General features: G+C 66.3%; 15 protein-coding genes. 6 read left to right on the top strand and 9 right to left on the bottom strand.

Translation table 11 applies throughout. The features are described 5' to 3' along the window. The 4 genes from QX051_RS08135 to QX051_RS08150 form a co-directional block, all read right to left on the bottom strand. The gene (locus tag QX051_RS08135; protein ID WP_315735270.1) at positions 1-2,010 is read right to left on the bottom strand and encodes a putative bifunctional diguanylate cyclase/phosphodiesterase; all 2,010 of its coding nucleotides are present in this window, start codon (positions 2,008-2,010) and stop codon (positions 1-3) included. 229 nt (positions 2,011-2,239) lie between these two features. Next, positions 2,240-3,112, bottom strand: a complete 873-nt coding sequence (locus QX051_RS08140) for a DMT family transporter (RefSeq protein WP_315735272.1) — start codon at positions 3,110-3,112, stop codon at positions 2,240-2,242. 152 nt (positions 3,113-3,264) lie between these two features. Then, positions 3,265-3,990, bottom strand: coding sequence for a beta-ketoacyl-ACP reductase (locus QX051_RS08145; protein WP_315715178.1), 726 nt, complete (start codon positions 3,988-3,990; stop codon positions 3,265-3,267). Positions 3,991-4,260: 270 nt separating this feature from the next. Continuing rightward, the gene (locus tag QX051_RS08150) at positions 4,261-5,439 is read right to left on the bottom strand and encodes an acetyl-CoA C-acetyltransferase (protein ID WP_315775712.1); all 1,179 of its coding nucleotides are present in this window, start codon (positions 5,437-5,439) and stop codon (positions 4,261-4,263) included. A gap of 383 nt (positions 5,440-5,822) precedes the next feature. On the opposite strand from QX051_RS08150, the gene phaR reads away from it, so the two are divergent. Next, positions 5,823-6,416, top strand: coding sequence for a polyhydroxyalkanoate synthesis repressor PhaR (gene phaR, locus QX051_RS08155; protein WP_315735740.1), 594 nt, complete (start codon positions 5,823-5,825; stop codon positions 6,414-6,416). Positions 6,417-6,436: 20 nt separating this feature from the next. On the opposite strand, the gene QX051_RS08160 is transcribed toward phaR, so the two are convergent. Further along, positions 6,437-8,104, bottom strand: a complete 1,668-nt coding sequence (locus QX051_RS08160; RefSeq protein ID WP_315735742.1) for a bifunctional diguanylate cyclase/phosphodiesterase — start codon at positions 8,102-8,104, stop codon at positions 6,437-6,439. Between the two features lie 306 nt (positions 8,105-8,410). Between QX051_RS08160 and QX051_RS08165 the strand changes: the two genes are divergently transcribed. Further along, positions 8,411-8,692, top strand: a complete 282-nt coding sequence (locus QX051_RS08165) for a hypothetical protein (protein ID WP_315775713.1) — start codon at positions 8,411-8,413, stop codon at positions 8,690-8,692. A gap of 18 nt (positions 8,693-8,710) precedes the next feature. On the opposite strand, the gene QX051_RS08170 is transcribed toward QX051_RS08165, so the two are convergent. From QX051_RS08170 to QX051_RS08180, 3 genes are all read right to left on the bottom strand, one after another. After that, the gene (locus QX051_RS08170; RefSeq protein ID WP_315775714.1) at positions 8,711-9,412 is read right to left on the bottom strand and encodes a hypothetical protein; all 702 of its coding nucleotides are present in this window, start codon (positions 9,410-9,412) and stop codon (positions 8,711-8,713) included. A 188-nt stretch (positions 9,413-9,600) separates the two neighbouring features. Continuing rightward, on the bottom strand, positions 9,601-9,783 hold the full coding sequence (rpmF, locus tag QX051_RS08175) for a 50S ribosomal protein L32 (RefSeq protein WP_006610266.1): 183 nt from the start codon (positions 9,781-9,783) through the stop codon (positions 9,601-9,603). Between the two features lie 168 nt (positions 9,784-9,951). After that, a complete protein-coding gene (locus QX051_RS08180; protein ID WP_315775862.1) occupies positions 9,952-10,623 on the bottom strand; it encodes a transglycosylase domain-containing protein in 672 nt (223 codons plus the stop codon). Between the two features lie 185 nt (positions 10,624-10,808). On the opposite strand from QX051_RS08180, the gene QX051_RS08185 reads away from it, so the two are divergent. Both QX051_RS08185 and QX051_RS08190 read left to right on the top strand, forming a co-directional pair. After that, a complete protein-coding gene (locus QX051_RS08185) occupies positions 10,809-11,732 on the top strand; it encodes a farnesyl diphosphate synthase (RefSeq protein WP_315756873.1) in 924 nt (307 codons plus the stop codon). Between the two features lie 9 nt (positions 11,733-11,741). Next, positions 11,742-12,434, top strand: coding sequence for a DUF1345 domain-containing protein (locus QX051_RS08190; RefSeq protein WP_315775715.1), 693 nt, complete (start codon positions 11,742-11,744; stop codon positions 12,432-12,434). Here the strand turns inward: QX051_RS08190 and QX051_RS08195 are convergent, their stop codons facing one another. Next, on the bottom strand, positions 12,435-14,300 hold the full coding sequence (locus QX051_RS08195; protein WP_315775716.1) for a caspase domain-containing protein: 1,866 nt from the start codon (positions 14,298-14,300) through the stop codon (positions 12,435-12,437). A gap of 219 nt (positions 14,301-14,519) precedes the next feature. On the opposite strand from QX051_RS08195, the gene QX051_RS08200 reads away from it, so the two are divergent. Both QX051_RS08200 and QX051_RS08205 read left to right on the top strand, forming a co-directional pair. Next, the gene (locus QX051_RS08200) at positions 14,520-14,894 is read left to right on the top strand and encodes a nuclear transport factor 2 family protein (protein ID WP_315775717.1); all 375 of its coding nucleotides are present in this window, start codon (positions 14,520-14,522) and stop codon (positions 14,892-14,894) included. A gap of 30 nt (positions 14,895-14,924) precedes the next feature. Further along, the gene (locus QX051_RS08205; protein ID WP_315775718.1) at positions 14,925-16,532 is read left to right on the top strand and encodes a Na+/H+ antiporter; all 1,608 of its coding nucleotides are present in this window, start codon (positions 14,925-14,927) and stop codon (positions 16,530-16,532) included. Positions 16,533-16,700: the final 168 nt, after the last annotated feature.

Consider the following 16,700-nt stretch of genomic DNA (forward strand, 5'->3'; position numbering starts at 1 on the left):
TCAGGCGCTCGCGCCCGCGACCTTCGCGGCGGGCTCGGCGAAGCGCTGGCGCTCCTGGGCGAGGAAGCCGGAAATCGCGTCGGCCGGCATCGGCTTCGCGAAGTAGTAGCCTTGGATGTAGTCCGCGCCCAAACGCCGGAGGCTGTCGAGCTGCTCCTTGGTCTCGACACCTTCGACCACACACGAGATTTCCATGTCGGCGCAGAGGCCGGTCAGCGACTTGATGATCTTGTGGCTGATCGGGTTGGCATTGACGTCGCTCACGAAACTGCGGTCAACCTTGAGCTTGTCGAGCGGCAGCCGGTGAACGTGGCTGAGCGACGAGTAGCCGGTGCCGAAATCGTCCAGCGAGATACCGCAACCGATCGCCTTCAGCGCCGCGATCGACTGCTCGGCGCGGGCGAAATCAAAGGTGACGGCGGTCTCCGTGATCTCGAACTCGATTCGGCGCGGCGGAACGCCGCTGGCATGAATGACCGCCAGCAGCGGAAGAACACCGTCCGGCGAACAGATGTCGTGCGCGGAGAGATTGAACGACACGCGAATGTCGTCCGGCCAGGTCCGCGCCGCCGCGAGCGCCTTGACCAGCAGACAGCGCGTCAGGCTGCGGATGACGCCGATCCGCTCGGCCGCCGGGATGAAGCTTGCGGGCGACACCGTGCCCAGCTTGGGGCTGTGCCAGCGCGCCAGCACCTCGAATCCGGTGGTGCGCGAATTCGTCGCGTCCATGATCGGCTGAAACGCCAAATCCATCTCGGCTTCGAAATCGGCCGTGCGCAACAGGTGCTCGATCACGCTGCGGCTGCGGATCTCCGCCTCGAGCTCGGTCGAGAAGATGATGGCCTGGCCGCGGGCGCGGCGCTTGGCGTGGTAGAGCGCATAGTCGGCGCATTCGTACAGCGCATCCGCGGCCATGGCCGAGCGCGGATATAGCGCAAAGCCGGTCGAGCACGACAGGCCGGTATGCGTCGTGTCGAACTGATAGGGCAGCTTGATCAGCTCGGTGATCTGCCGTCCGAGGTTGAGCAGATCGTCGTCCGTGGGGTTGCCGGCGACCACCAGTCCGAACTCGTCGCCGCCGAGCCGGGCGAGATGGACCTGGCCGCCATGGCCGGCACAGGCGTCGCGGACGCGGCGCGCGGCCTCCATCAGCACGCGGTCGCCGACCGTATGTCCATAGGTATCGTTGATCGGCTTGAAGCCGTCGAGATCGATGATGCCGACGGCGAGCCGCGTGCCGTCCCGCTCGGCCTCGGCGAATGCCTGCGTGAGCTCCGAGAAGAAGCGGCGGCGATTGGGCAGATCGGTCAGCGCGTCCAGATTGGCGAGGCGGAAGTTTTCATCCGACAGCGCTTGCGTCGCGGCCTGCTCTGCGAGCAGCGATTTGCGGCTGGCGACGAGCGCGGCGAAATCCCGATAGTAGATGAACAGCACCGTGACCATGGCGCCGGACACGAGCAACTGATTGACCGCGATCGCACGCAGCGCGTGAACGCCCGTGGACATGAAGAAGATGACGTAGGGGACGATGACCACGAGGGTCACGATCAGCGCCGCGGAGCGCAAATGCATCAGGCAGAAGATGATGCCGATGACCGTGACCGCCATGTAGAACGCGACCTGCCCCTTGGCGAACGGATCGCCATAGGGAAACAACGCGAATGACCAGACGACGAACAGCGCCCCGATCGGGCCGGCGATCCGGTTGGTGACGCGCAGGTTGCGCAGCACCTCGGCGTCGTTGCTGGCGGCCTCGCCCTGCCGCAACCACCACAGCATCCGCGCGCCGGTAATCGTCGATAGCAGGGCCGGCACCGAAATCGTGAGCCACGTCGGCGCCAGCGGCAGGAAGGTGTAGGCGAGCGCCAGGCTGTTGGTGATGAGAATGAAATAGAGCAGCGGCACCTGCTTCGAGAACGCCTGGAACTGCGCGCGCGTCAGCTCGGGATTGTCGGCGGGGACGCGAAACAACTCCCCCGCGCGGGCCATGTAACGTCTCACGTCCGGCATCGCCGCCCCGTTGTCAGCACCATTTCCCGCGAACTATCGCGCGGGACGGGTAAAGGGCGGGTTAGGTGCAGACCGCGCCAAACCGTAATCGGCGGTTGTGAGCTACCGGCCGGCGCGCTGGTTTTGCGCACGGTTAAGTGCGCATCAAGGATAACCGGCGGATTCGGGCCGCCGTACCGAAGTCCGCATGCGAGCGGGCACCGCCTGACTTTCGCTCAACCTGACGCGGTCAGCGCTTGCGCAGAAGGAACATGTCCTTGGCCGCGACCAGACCGCCGCCGGCGATCAGCAGCGCCGCCACGGCGATGGTCGCGCTCGGCCGCGCGTAGCCGGCAACGATCAGGAACGCCGTCGACAGCAGCGGCGTCGCATAGGACGCCGCACCGAGCACCCGAATGTCGCCCCGCTTCATGCCGATGTCCCAGGCGTAGAACGCAGCACCCACCGGGCCGATGCCGAGACCGGCAACAGCGAGCCACTGCGTCGGGCTGTCGGGCCAGACCGTTCGCTCGACCGCAACATGGACCAGGGCCGCCAGCGCGGACGTCGCCAGGCAGAAGCCGGCGACCGCATCGGTCGGCACCGCCTTCAGACGACGCGAGAGCACCGAATAGATCGCCCACACGAACGCCGCGACGAAGGCGGCCGCAAGCCCCGGCAACTGGCTCGCAGCGAAGCTCGCACCGTTGCCGAGCAACAGCAGCGCGGTTCCGACGAGACCGATCGCGGCGCCGATGACGTGATGGACCGCCAGGCGCTCGCCAGGCAGGAAGGCCGAGAACAGCACGATCAGCAGCGGCCAGAGATAGTTCAGCAGCCCGGCTTCCGCCGGCGGCGCGAAGCGCAGCGCCAGGAAATACAGCGCGTGATAGCCGAACAGGCCGCCGACGCCGACGGCCCACGCCCTCGCCGGCTGCCGCAACACCTGCAGCCCATCCGGTCGACGCAACACACTGAGCAGGCCGACCGCGCCGCCGACAGCAAAGGTCATTGCCGCAAGCTGGAAGGCGGGGATCGTACCCGTCGCCACCGTCAACAAGGCGAGCAGCGACCACATCAGGATCGCGGTCAGACCGATCAGGGTCGCAGTTCGCTGGGACATCAGGCGGCAGGCTCCGTCACGGCCGGCTCATGCCGGCCACCCACGCCTTCGTCCGTGCGGGAAGCGTCCAAGACGTGAATGCCCGCGGCGAGCGCGGGCGTTCGATTTCCTTAACCGCAGAAGGCGGCCGGAGGCAACGCCGCCGGCGCGGATCACACCATGTACTGGCCGCCATTGACCGACAGCGTCGAGCCGGTGATGGCTCCCGCCTCATCCGCCGCGAGGAACACCACGGCGCGCGCGATCTCCTCGGGCTCGCCGAGGCGCCCCACCGGAATCAGCGGCAGAATGGCTTTCTCGAGCACGTCCTTCGGCACCGCCTGCACCATCTCGGTGTTGATGTAGCCCGGGCAGATCACGTTGACGGTAATGCCGGCCTTGGCCGTCTCCAGCGCGAGCGCCTTGGTGAAGCCGATGTCGCCGGCCTTCGCCGCGGAGTAGTTGACTTGGCCAAACTGGCCCTTCTGGCCGTTGATCGAGGAGATGTTGATGATGCGGCCGAACTTGCGCGCGCGCATGCCCTCGATGACCGGGCGGGTCATGTTGAACAGCGAGCCGAGATTGGTGTTGATGACGGCGCTCCACTGCTCGAGCGTCATCTTGTGGAAGGCCGTGTCACGGGTGATGCCGGCATTGTTGATCAGCACGTCGATGGGACCGAGATCGGCTTCGACCTTCTTGATGCCTTCGCCGCAGGCCTCGAACGAGCTGACGTCCCATTTGTAGACGGGGATCTCCGTCTCGCTCTTGAACTTCTCCGCAGCGGCATCGTTGCCGCCGTAATTCGCCGCGACCTTGTATCCCGCCGCCTTCAGCGCCTTGCTGATCGCCGCTCCGATACCGCGCGTCCCCCCGGTCACCAACGCCACACGTGCCATGTCGAATCCTTCCCTCGATGACTGATCGCACAGGACAACCTCTGGCTGCCACCGTGCATACCGTTATTATTGGATCATGAAACGTCGTGCGACGATCAACTTGCCGCATGACCATCGATGCTCGCTCAACTCCATTTTTTAGTGGTCGATTATGCGACGTGTTTGACGGACATCAAGAACAAAACGCCCGGCGAGATCGCCGGGCGTTGATCTTTAGTTGAGCTGGACGCGATTGCGAAGACTGAACGGTTCGCAGTCAGTGCCGGCTTTTTAGTCGCGTGCGACGCACAGCGCGATGCCCATGCCGCCGCCGATGCACAGCGTCGCGAGGCCCTTCTTGGCGTCGCGCTTCTGCATCTCATGCAGCAGGGTCACGAGCACGCGCGCGCCGGATGCACCGATTGGATGGCCGATCGCGATCGCACCGCCGTTGACGTTGACCTTGGCCGGATCCCAGCCGAGGTCCTTGTTCACGGCACAGGCCTGCGCGGCGAACGCCTCGTTGGCTTCGATCAGGTCGAGGTCGGCGATATTCCAGCCGGCCTTCTTCAGCGCCGTGCGCGACGCCGGGATCGGGCCGGTGCCCATGATCTTCGGGTCGACGCCGGCCTGTCCCCAGGACACGATCCGGGCGAGCGGGGTCTTGCCTTCCTTGGCGGCCTGCTTGGCGGTCATCAGCACCACGGCCGCTGCGCCGTCATTGATGCCCGACGCGTTGCCGGCGGTGACCGTGCCGTCCTTCTCGAAGGCCGCACGCAGCTTGGCCATGGCCTCGACCGTCGCGCCATGACGCGGGTATTCGTCGGTGTCGACCACGGTGTCGCCCTTGCGGCTCTTGACCGTCACGGGCGCGATCTCGTCCTTGAACCTGCCGGATTTCTGAGCGGCCTCGGCCTTGTTCTGCGATGCAACGGCGAACTCGTCCTGCTGCGCGCGGGTGATCTGATATTGCTTCGCAACGTTCTCGGCGGTGTTGCCCATGTGATAGCCGTTGAAGGCATCCCACAGACCGTCCTTGATCATCGTGTCGACCAGATCGAGCGAGCCCATCTTCACGCCGGCGCGCAGGTATTGCGCATGCGCCGCCATGCTCATCGACTCCTGGCCGCCGGCAACCACGATGTCGGAGTCGCCATTGACGAGCGCCTGGTAGCCCAGCGCGACGGAGCGCAGGCCCGAGCCGCACAGCTGGTTGATGCCCCAGGCCGGGCTTTCCACCGGAATGCCAGCGGCGATCGAGGCCTGACGGGCCGGGTTCTGGCCCTGAGCTGCGGTCAGGATCTGCCCCAGAATGACTTCGGACACACGGCCCGGCTCGATGCCGGCGCGTTCCAGTGCGGCCTTGATTGCGACAGCGCCCAGCTCATGGGCCGGAACACTGGCAAAGGCACCGTTGAAGCTTCCAACCGGGGTACGGGCGGCGCTGACGATGACGACATCGTCTGACATGGGCATCTCCTAGGGTTCTTGATCTTGGACGTGAAAGCGAGGGCTTGAGAACTTGAGGGTATTTGAAATGAAAATGATCTTTTCAGTTCACGGTCGTGCCGGCCGTCCGCAAGCCCCGGATTGGCGAGTGCGAAACCTTCGCGCTTCATCCTGTTAACGTCGTTGCGACATGTCAATTGGCGGCATCAGCAATTCCTGTTGCAGCGCATTCAAATTGGGATGCTTGGCCGTTTCGTGAGCAAGATTTCTGCTGCGGGATTAACCGTTCCGCACAAAACCGTAGCCGAACTCGCCCGAAAGTGATTACGTTATTGCATTGCGTAGCTCTTCGCCCTGCGGCGACGCCGCCGGGTTCCCTGTTCTCGGTTTGCATGTGTGAGCTCATGGCGAAATCTGACCAACCCACCACAATCAAGAAATACGCGAACCGGCGGCTCTACAATACCGGGACGAGTACCTACGTGACCCTCGAAGATCTTGCCTCGATGGTTAAGAACGGGGAGGATTTCCTGGTCTACGACGCCAAGACCGGCGACGACATCACACGCTCCGTACTCGCCCAGATCATCTTTGAACAGGAGAACAAGGCCGGCCAGAACCTGCTGCCGACCACGTTCCTGCGCCAGCTCATCCGCTTCTACGGCGACAGCATGCAGATGGTGGTACCGAAATACCTTGAGCAGTCGATCGATACCCTGACCAGAGAGCAGGAAAAGTTCCGCAAGCAGATCGCTGACACCTTCAGCGGGACGCCATTCGCGCCGCTCGAGGAGCAGGTGCGCCGCAACATGGAGCTGTTCCAGCAGACCTTCTCGATGTTCAAGCCGTTCGCGCCGCCGGCCCGCGGGGAGGAAAAGGCGGCCGAGCCGACCCCGGCCGCCGACGACAACATCGATGAGCTGCGTCGTCAGATGAAGGAAATGCAGGATCGGCTCGACCGCATGTCCGAGCCGAAGAAGGACGAGCAGCAAGGCTGACGCCGAAGGCCGGCGGCCGATCAGCTCGCCGCCGGCAACTCGACCGTGCCATTACCGATCCACGGCCGATCGACCGAGGCGAGGCCGATCACCCGTCCCTGGATGTAGTCGCAGCCCCAGTCGCGCAGCAGCGCGACCGACGCCTCGTCCTGCACCCATTCCGCGACCGTCTTGATCTGCAGCCGTCGCGCCAGCTCGACCAGCGTCTGCACGAAGGCGCGGTCATCAGCCGAGCGCACGAGATTCTGCACGAAGGCGCCGTCGATCTTGACGATGTCGACGCCGAGCTTGCGCAGATTGCGGAACGAGGTGTGTCCGGCGCCGAAGTCATCGATGGCAATTCGGCTGCCGAGATCTTTCAGCCGCGTCACGAAGCCGCGGAGATCGTCGACGTCCTGGATCTCGACCGTCTCGGTGATCTCGACGATCAGCCGTTCGGCGACCCCCGGATGGGCGCGCATCATGGACTCGATCGAGGCCCACCAGTCCGGATCCATGGTGGTCTCAGGCGAGATGTTGAGGCTCAGGGTGACGTCGGGCGTGCTCGCAAGCTCCGCCACCACCAGCTCCAGAATGCGGTGATCGACCAGGCGGATCAGGCCGAGACGTTCGGCGACCGGCACCACGTCCGGCGCCAGGAGGGCCCGACCGTCATCCTGGCGCATCCGCACCAGGCATTCATAGAAGGCGGGCGCAAGCGTGTTGGCATTCACCACCGGCTCGAACGCCGTGACGATGCGCCGCTCATTGAGCGCGGTCACGATCTCATCGGTGACGCGGATGTTGACCTTGCGCTGCGCGTCGCGCTCCACGTTCGGCCGCCAGGTCGAGAACGATCCGATGCGGCGGCGCTTGGCGGCGTCGAGCGTCTCATGGGCGCGGTTGACCGCCTCCTCGACCGAGCGGGCGTGACGGGGAACGCTGACTGCGCCGATCGTCGCGGTGACGGCGACCGGACCAGACTTGGTCGGCACCACCTCGTCGCGCACCGTCGCGAGGAAGCGTTCGGCGGCGGTGTTCATGTCGTCCATCGTACAGTTCTTCAGGATCAACCCGAACTTGTTGCCCGAGAACCGCCCGAGCGTGTCGCCGCCGCGGAGCCGGCCCCGGATGCGCTGGGCGATCTCCAGCACGACGCCGTCGGCGACGTCGAAGCCGAAGGCGTCGTTGATGCGCGCGAGATGATCGATGCCGACCAGCATGAAGGCGCAGGAGAAGCGGAACCGCTGCGACTCCTCGATCACCTCGGCAAGCGTCGCCAACAGGTGCGTCCGGTTCAGCTCGCCGGTCAGCGGATCGTGGCGTGACAGCTTGAGCAGTTGCTCCTCGCGGGCGTGGCGCTCGTTGTTGATCCGCACGATGCCCTGGGCACGCGATGGCCGCCCATCGGGGCCGGCGAACCAGCAGCCGGTCTCCTCGACCCAGATCAGCGGCGCACCCGCGTGGGTGCGCACGCCATATTCGATCCGGTACGGCGTGCCGGCGGCGCCATGCAGCGGCGCCGCCTGGTGCATGATCTCGGAGCGGATGCTGCGGTCCGGCTCGATGAGCTTGCTGAATTCGGCGCCGTTGCAGAGTTGCGGCAGCGGAACGTCGGCAAACACCGCCCCGACGTGATCGCTCCAGACGATCACGTCGCTCGCCAGATCCCAGACGAAGGCAGCTTGGCCCAGGGACGCCAGGATCATCGCGGTCTGTGGCAATTCGGATGTCAAGATCGCCTCGTTTCGGCACAGGCCGGCAAGACCGGCGCTGATTTGGGAACGGCCGACGCGTATCAGCGCGAGCGGCGGCGGCCGACTTCGCGAATCAGACTACGCATCTCTGGTTAACGGAGAGCATGCCGAGGCGACGGGCGCGTGTCCGAGACGCGTCAACCATCTTTGGAACGTACAGCGCCCGACGCGCTTGGAACGGCATTGGCTTTGCGAGTTGGAATGGCGAAAGGCTCCGGCGTCCCATAACGTGACACGCGCGCCGGTAATGGTTGGGCAATGTTAACGATTGATCAGGACGAGGGCCGCCTGGACCGAACGGAGGAGACGTCGCGCTCGGTCGTGCTGCTGCCGGCCGGCACCAGCGACGAGCATCGCGCGCGCATGGTCCGCGCCTCCCGCCCCGACGCCAGCTTCGTCACCCATCTGATCGCGACCGCCGAGCACCTGCCACAGACCCGCACGCTGAGGCGTGCCGCGCCGGCAGACGTGCACAACGCCTATGCGGCGAGGCTTCAACCGGTGACGCGGGCCGTCGGCCGGACCCGGCAGGTGATCTGAGCGCGGCTCGCCTGCGCGTCAGGCCTTTGGCGTGTCGGTTTTTGGCGGCTCTTGGGCCCCCGGGCCGGTCACCTCGGCCTGCAACTCCGGGGCAGCGCCTTTCGGCTCCGCAGCAGCCGGCCGCGGCACCGAGCGATCGAGCAGCACCGATTCGGCGACCGAGGCCGCTGCCGGCACGGCATCGGTGGACTCCTCGTCGGGTGCAGGAGGGACAGCGGCATCCGCCGGCTGAAGCTCTGCCCTGGCCGGTTCTTTGGCCGATTCTTCGATCAGCTCGGGCTCGGGATCAGAGACGGGCACGTCGGCAGGAACCGGCGCGGGAGCAGGCGCGGCTACGACGGCGCGGGCGGCGCGCTTGGTGCGCAGCGAGATGCCGCCGAAGAAATCGACCATCGCCAGCAGGGTCAGCAGCAGAAAGGTCGAATTCCCGAACTTCTGCCACATCACGAATTCCGCCGCGGCGCCGCCGAAGACCAGCAGCGACAGCAGATGATCGGTCAGATATTTCCCGTTCGGCTTCGCCGCCTTGATGATTTCGAGCAGCAGCAGCAGCACGCCCAGGGCCAGCAGCATGTCGCCGAGCGAGATCGTCCAGACCTCGCCGGACGGAAGCTGAAGGCGCAGCAGCGTCTCGCTGAAGGCGACCCCCGGCATCAGGAAGACGATCATGTTGTAGATCGCCAGCGGGATCAGCAGCAGCGGGAAACCGACCATGGACATCGGTTGAAGCCTTGGATGGCGCGGGCGGCGGCCCGGCGCAAAATCAATCGGTGCGAAGATGATGACAGCGAGACGGGATCACGCGGCACAGATACGCAACGGTCCCGGCGAATCACGTCGCACGGGACCGCTTTCAACCCCATCGATGGCCGAATTCGGGCAGCTTGGAAAGCGGCCCGCGCGGACAATCAGGCGTCTTTCTTCTTCAGAACCTGGCGGCCCTTGTACATGCCGGTCTTCAGGTCCAGGTGGTGCGGACGACGCAGCTCGCCGGAATCCTTGTCCTCGACATAGGTCGGCTTCTTGATGGCGTCAGCCGAGCGGCGCATGCCGCGGCGAGACGGCGAAGTTTTTCTTCTGGGGACGGCCATATCGGTATCCTCTAGGGGTATTTCGGAAGGCATCGTCCGCAAAGGGACGGCTGCAGCCATGAAGCTGGCGAGCCGGATGCCGATCAAGGCCGCGCTTATAGAGGAAGGGGTGCGGCATGGCTAGGGCTCTCCGAGGCATTTTTGGCCAAAATTGCGCCCGCTCGGGTCTCAACGCCGCTCCCCCCAGCAGGTCTGCAGGCTGGAGGCCTGGGCCCGCACCATGTAGGTCGCGGACAGCCGCCGCACACCCGGCCCCGGAACCCGGGCACTGCGCCGGACGGGGTTCGGCAGGATCGAGGCCATCAACCCCGCCTCGCGCGGGCCGAGCCCCGCGGCGGAGCGGTTGAAGGCGTAATTTGCGCCCGCCTCGACGCCGAACTGGCCGGATGGGCCAAGCTCGGCGATGTTGAGATAGATCTCGAGAATGCGCCGCTTGCTGAGCACGAGATCGATCCACAGCGCCACCGGCAGTTCCAGCGCCTTGCGGACATAGCTGCGGCCCTGCCAGAGGAACAGGTTCTTGGCAACCTGCTGGGTGATGGTCGAGCCGCCGCGGCTGACCTCGCCGTCCTCGGCGTCGTCCATGACCTCCCGCAGCGCCCCCCAGTCGATGCCGTGATGGCCGCAGAATTTGGCATCCTCCGCGGCCACCACCGAGCGGGGCAAATACGGCGACATCGCCGAGAGGTCGATCCAGTGCCGCGTTACCGGCTGCCCCGTCACCGACCGCCACAGCATCAGGGTCGAGACGGGGTGACCCACGGCATAGAACGGCGTCAGCGCGTAGGGCACGAGCAGCACCAGCACGACGATCAGGAGGATGGTTCTGACGGTACGCAAGGGCAGGCGTCGCTCGGGTTGGACCGCCGCGGCGGCGGACAATTGGCCGGGATTATCCGACATCTCCATGAGGTTTCCTGCTTTTTTCCGCAGTTGCGGCCGAAAGCCGCCACCGCCCCGGCAATTGACGAAGTCGCCGCCATCAACGATTGTCCGGCGAATTTTGCCCCTGGAGCTCTTGTTAAATGACTGCGACGGCCCTCACCGACTTCACCCAACGCCTGGACAAGACCGCGGAAGAGACCGAAGCCCTGCTCGGCGAGCTCCTCGGCGATGCGCCGCTGGCGGACGAGATCATCAGGCCGAAGCGGCTGATCGAGTCGATGCGCTATTCGAGCCTCAACGGCGGCAAGCGGCTGCGCCCGTTCCTGGTGGTCGAGAGCGCCGCCGTGTTCGGCGTGCCCCGGCGCGGCGCGCTGATGGCGGGCGCGGCGCTCGAATGCATCCACTGCTATTCCCTGATCCATGACGACCTGCCGGCGATGGACAATTCCGACCTGCGCCGGGGACGTCCGACCCTGCACAAGGCCTATGACGACGCCACCGCGATCCTGGCCGGCGACGCGCTGCTGACCATCGCCTTCGACATCATCACCCGCGACGAGATCCATGCCGACGCCGGCGTCCGGCTGGCGCTGACCCGGGCGCTGGCCCGCTGCGCCGGTGTTGGCGGCATGGCCGGCGGCCAGATCCTCGACCTTGCCGGCGAAGGCCGGTTCGGCGACCGCGACCCGGTCGACGTCGCTCGCGTGCAGCAGATGAAGACCGGCGCCCTGCTCCGCTTCGGCTGCATCGCCGGCGCCCTGCTCGGCCAGGCGTCGGCAGCTGAGTACCAGGCGCTCGACGACTACGGCCGCGCGCTCGGCGAAGCCTTCCAGATTGCCGACGACCTGCTCGACGTCGAGGGCGATGCCGCGACGCTCGGCAAGCCGGCCGGCGCCGACGCCGAGCTCGGCAAGACCACTTTCGTCACCCAGCTCGGCGTCGAGGGCGCCAGGCAGCGCGTCCGCGACCTCCTCGCCCGCGGCGATGCCGCGCTGTCGATCTTCGGCGCCAAGGGCGACGTGCTGCGCGCCGCCGCCCACTTCGTCGCCGAGCGCAAGAGCTGAGGCGAGGCGTTGGCCGGAGTCCATCCCGACGATCCGGACCTCGCCCGCTTCGCGCGGCTGCCGGCTCCGCTCCGCGTCATCTATGCGCGGCCGCGCACCTTCGTCTCGCTGGGCATCGCGATCATCGCGTTCTTCCTGCTGCCGCAGGCGCTCCGCCTGATCACGCGGCTGCTGCTCGCCTGGGACATCTTCACCGCGCTCTACCTCGTGCTGGTCGCGGCGATGATGCTGCGCAGCGAGCATCATCACATCCGCCGCAAGGCGATCATGCAGGACGACGGCCGTTTCGTGATCCTGCTGGTCACGGCACTCGGCGCCTTTGCCAGCATCGCGGCGATCGTGCTCGAGCTCGGCGCCTCCAAGCGCGACGCCCCGGCGCTGACGCTGGCGCTGCTCACCGTCTCGCTGTCCTGGGCCGCGGTGCATGCGACCTTCGCCCTGCACTACGCTCATGACTACTACCGCGGCGCCAAACCCGGCGGCCTGCAATTCCCCAGCGGCGACACGGACGAGCACGCCGACTACTGGGACTTCGTCTACTTCTCCTTCGTCATCGGCATGACCGCCCAGGTCTCCGACGTCGGCATCACCGACAAGATCATCCGCCGCACCGCGACTGTGCACGGCATCATCTCGTTCATCTACAACACCGCGCTGGTCGCCCTGATGGTCAACATCGCCGCCAGCGTAATCTCGTCCTGATCAGTTGCACACCTCGACGCTGGCGTTGTTGGCCGGACCACCGCCGCCACGATATTCGAGACGGCAGCCGGGCCTGACGGCGCGGCACAGATAGGCATCGCAATAGATCTGGCCGGTGGACTTCGGCGGCCGAGCGGCCTGGGTCTGCGGCCTGGCGTAGCCCGGGGCCGACCCGATGCCGACGCCGGCATTGGGAAGCGGCAGGCCGGGCTCGGGAGCAGCACGGGCGCGACGGCGCGACGGCATGTCCTCGTCGTCCTGCCCGCGCCTGGCGACCGGCTTCTTCTCGCGCCGCTTCTCGCATTCATTGTCGTCGTTGACGAACGAGCCCTCGGCGCAAACGATGCGGGTGCAGCGGTCGCCGTCCGGCTTGGTGCCATGCTGGCAGACCAGCGGGCAGACGCGGGCCTGCTTGAGCTTGATCGCCTGCAGCGCATCGGCCGAGGCCGCCTGGGTGTCGAGCTTGGTGCCCGCATAGCGGTTGAACTGCGACAGCGAGCGGCGCGAGGCCGAGCCCCAGTCGCCATCGGCGTCCTCGGTGAGGCAGCCGACGCGGCGCAGCTCGAGTTGAACGGATTTGGCGAGATCAGCCGGCTGCGATGGGGGAGTCAGCGAGGCGACCTCCGGCCCCTGCTGCAGGGCTGCGGCCGCCGGCGCGCCCGGCGATGTCGCCGCGCGCGGATTGTCGGCCGCCGCGAGCTGCTGCTCCTGCCGCTTCTTCTCGGCGTCGGCCGCCTGCTGCTGTGCCAGCTGATTGGCCTTCTCGGCAGCAATGCGCGCCTGCTCGGCCGCCTTGGCCTCGGCCTCCGCCTTGGCGAGGGTATCCTTGCGGGCGCCCTCCGCGACGAGTCGCGCGCGCTCGGCCTCGGTGGCGCGGGCCTTCTCGGAAGCGGCGGCGCGATTCTCCTCGGCGGTGAGCTTTTCGAGCTGCAACTTGGCCAGGCTCGCATAGAAGCCGTCCGGATATTGCGCCAGGAACGCGTTCAGCGCGCCCTTGTTGCCGACCTGCATCGCGAGCTCGTAGTCGCGCCGGATGTCGGCTTGCGGATTTGCGGGCGGTGCGACCGGCATCTGCGTGACGACGCGCGGCACGCCGGGGACCAGCGGCACGTCCTCACCGCCCAGCGAGCCATAGACGAACGGTTCCTGGCGGTTGCCGGTCGATTTCAGCACCTCGTCGCGCACGAAGCCGAACGCCTTGCGGACGTCGAGGCCGGGGGTCGCGATGTGCCGCGACAGCGCCAGTGTAAAGGGGCTGTTCTTGCCGTCGCCGTCCTGCGCCGTGGAGCCGGCCTTGGCGGAGTAGGCGATCAGCGTGTTGGGGCTGGTCGGCTCGACCTTGGCGAGGCCGCGGCCGAGGCTGCGGGTCGCCACCGTCCGCTGCATGTTGCGGGTGAACGGATTGTCGCGGCAAGCGTCGAGGATCACCAGCCGCAGCTTCTTGGCCGGCTCGACCGCAACCAGGATGCGGTCGAGCGACAGCGTCTCGTCATAGACGTCGGTATCACGCTCGAGCCGGGCATCGATCGGGATCAGGTAGTTGGCCCCTTCGACTTCCATGCCGTGGCCCGCATAGTAGACCACGGCGATGTCGGCATCGCGCGCGGCGTCGGCAAAATCGCGCAGCGCCCGCCGGGTCTCACGGGCGGTGAGATCGCGCCTGTAATCGACGACGTCGAAGCCGGCGCTCTTGAAGGTCGCGGTCATCACCGCGCCGTCATTGGCGGGGTTCGTGAGCTGCGGCACGTTCTGATAGGCGGAGTTGCCGATGACGAGCGCCACCCGCTTCTCGGCGAGCGCGGGGTGGCCGATCAGCAGCAGCGCTGCCGTCAGGATGTAACCGCCCAATCGAAGTGACCAAGACATCGTACCCACCCCATACCGCTGGGAGATCTGCTGGGACCTGCCTATCAGAGTGCAGCCCATTCGGCTTGTGACCGGGATCACGCAGATTTATTCCCGATCGACCTGGCCTCGGCCATTATAGTCTGTCGCTGGCGCAATGACGCCAGTTCATGCCTTGCCAAGCGCCGCTTTGCATCGAAAATGCGATCCTTGTTTGTCCAGGTTCCCAGGGAGTTGGCCGTGAGCACAGACCGTTCCACCGTCGAGGCCGTCGTTCAGGGCTATTTCGATGCGCTCTACGAGGGCGACGCCGACAAGCTCGGTGCCGTGTTCCACCCCACCGCTGACCTGCGCTGGGTCGAGAACGGCGAGCTCAAGATCCTGACCGTGCCGGACTGGCTGGCCTGGGTGCGCAAGCGCCCGTCGGCGAAGGGCGAGGGCAAGCCGCGCGAGGACTTCATCGTCACCATCGACCGTTCGGACGACAAGACGGCCTTCATCAAGGTGCGGTGCCAGCTGCCGCCGCGCTATTTCACCGATTATCTCGTGGCGATGAAACTGAAGGACGGCTGGCAGATCGTGTCGAAGTCCTACCGCTACGACCTCCGGGATTGACGCCGGCGCAACGACGCCAAGCCCCCAGCCATGGAAGCTCACTTTCAGATATTCCTGATCCTGCTGGCCGTGTTGGCGGGAACCGCCCTGATCGCGCGACGCGCCAATCTCGCGCCGGCGATCCTCTTGATGCTCGCCGGCATCGCGCTCGCCTTCGTGCCGACGATGCCGGCGTTCGCGCTGCCGCCGGAGTTGGTCCTGCTGGTGGTGCTGCCGCCGCTGATCTATTCGTCGAGCGTCGCGATGAGCTGGCGCGAGTTCAAGCGCAATCTGCGGCCGATCGTGCTGCTCGCGGTCGGCTGCGTGATCTTCACGGCGTCCGCTGTGGCGACGGCGACCCACTATCTTCTCGGCCTGCCCTGGAGCATCGGCTTCCTGCTCGGCGCCATCGTGGCGCCGCCCGACGTCGTGGCGCCGCTCGCCATCGCCCGCCGGCTGCATCTGCCGCGCCGGGTCATGGTGATCCTCGAAGGCGAGGGCCTCGCCAATGACGCGACAGCGCTGATCCTCTATCGCTTCGCGGTGGCCGCCATCATCACCGGCGCCTTCTCCTTTCCGGTCGCGGCCGGCGAGTTCGGCCTGATCGTGGTTGGCGAGATCGCCTTCGGCATCGGCGTCGGCTGGCTGATGCTGCGCGCCCGTCACTATGCCCGCGACCCGCAGGTCGAGATCACCCTGTCGGTGCTGACGCCGTATCTGGCGTTCTGGATCCCCGAGCATGTCGGCGGCTCCGGCGTGATCGCGACCGTGGCCTGCGGCCTTTACATGAGCTGGAACGGCCCATTGTGGATCTCCTCGGCAACCCGCCTGCAGGGCGTCTTCTTCTGGGACCTGATGGTCTACCTGGTCGAGGGCATGCTGTTCCTGCTGACCGGCTTCCAGATGCGGCTGATCTACGAGAAGTCGAAGATCTTCCCGCTCGACGAGATCATGATCGCGACCGCGCTGGTGCTCGCCATCGTCGTGATCGCGCGCTTCGCCTGGACCTTTCCGGCGACCATCCTGCCGCGCCTGCTGAGCTCTTCGCTCCGGGCCCGCGATCCGCTGCCGCCGTGGCGGCAGACCTTCATCATCGGCTTCACCGGCGTGCGCGGCACGGTCTCGCTCGCCACCGCGCTGGCGCTGCCGCTGACGCTCTCGACCGGCGATGCGTTTCCCTATCGCGACCAGATCCTGTTCATCGCCTTCGGCGTGATCTTCTTCACCCTGATCGGTCTCGGCCTGACCCTGCCGGCCGTCGTGCGCTGGCTCGGGGTCGGCAACCAGGGTCGCGCCGAGCATCAGCGCGAGCATGAGCAGGAGATCGCGGCCCGGCGCGAGGCGCTCGACAGCGCCCTGCGGTCGCTGGAGACGATGACCAGCGATCGCGAGCTGTCGGACGAGGTGGTGCGGCTGCTGCGGGCGCGCCACGAGGTACGGACCAACCAGCTCCCGGAAGGTCTGAGGCCCGAGGACAACGACGCCTCCGCGCTCGGCATCGAGCTGACCCGCGAGCTGATCACGGCAGAACGCAAATTCATCCACGTGATGCTGCGCGACGGCAAGATCACCGACGAGACCCGCCGCCGCATCGAGCGCGATCTCGATCTGGAAGAGGCGAGCCTCGCCAATCGCGAATATGGGCACGTGCCGCTGTAGGAGCTGAGGGCTGGTGGCGGGGTTGTAGGACGCGATGTTGCGGCAAACGCCGTCATTGCGAGCGCAGCGAAGCAATCCAGAAATCCTTGCGCGGCCCTGGATTGCTTCGCTTGCACTCGCAATGACGTGGATAGAGCCGCGCACATCTCTCCCCGCTATCGAGGGGAG

It is taken from the genome of Bradyrhizobium sp. SZCCHNR1053 (assembly GCF_032381235.1).
GTDB lineage: Bacteria > Pseudomonadota > Alphaproteobacteria > Rhizobiales > Xanthobacteraceae > Bradyrhizobium.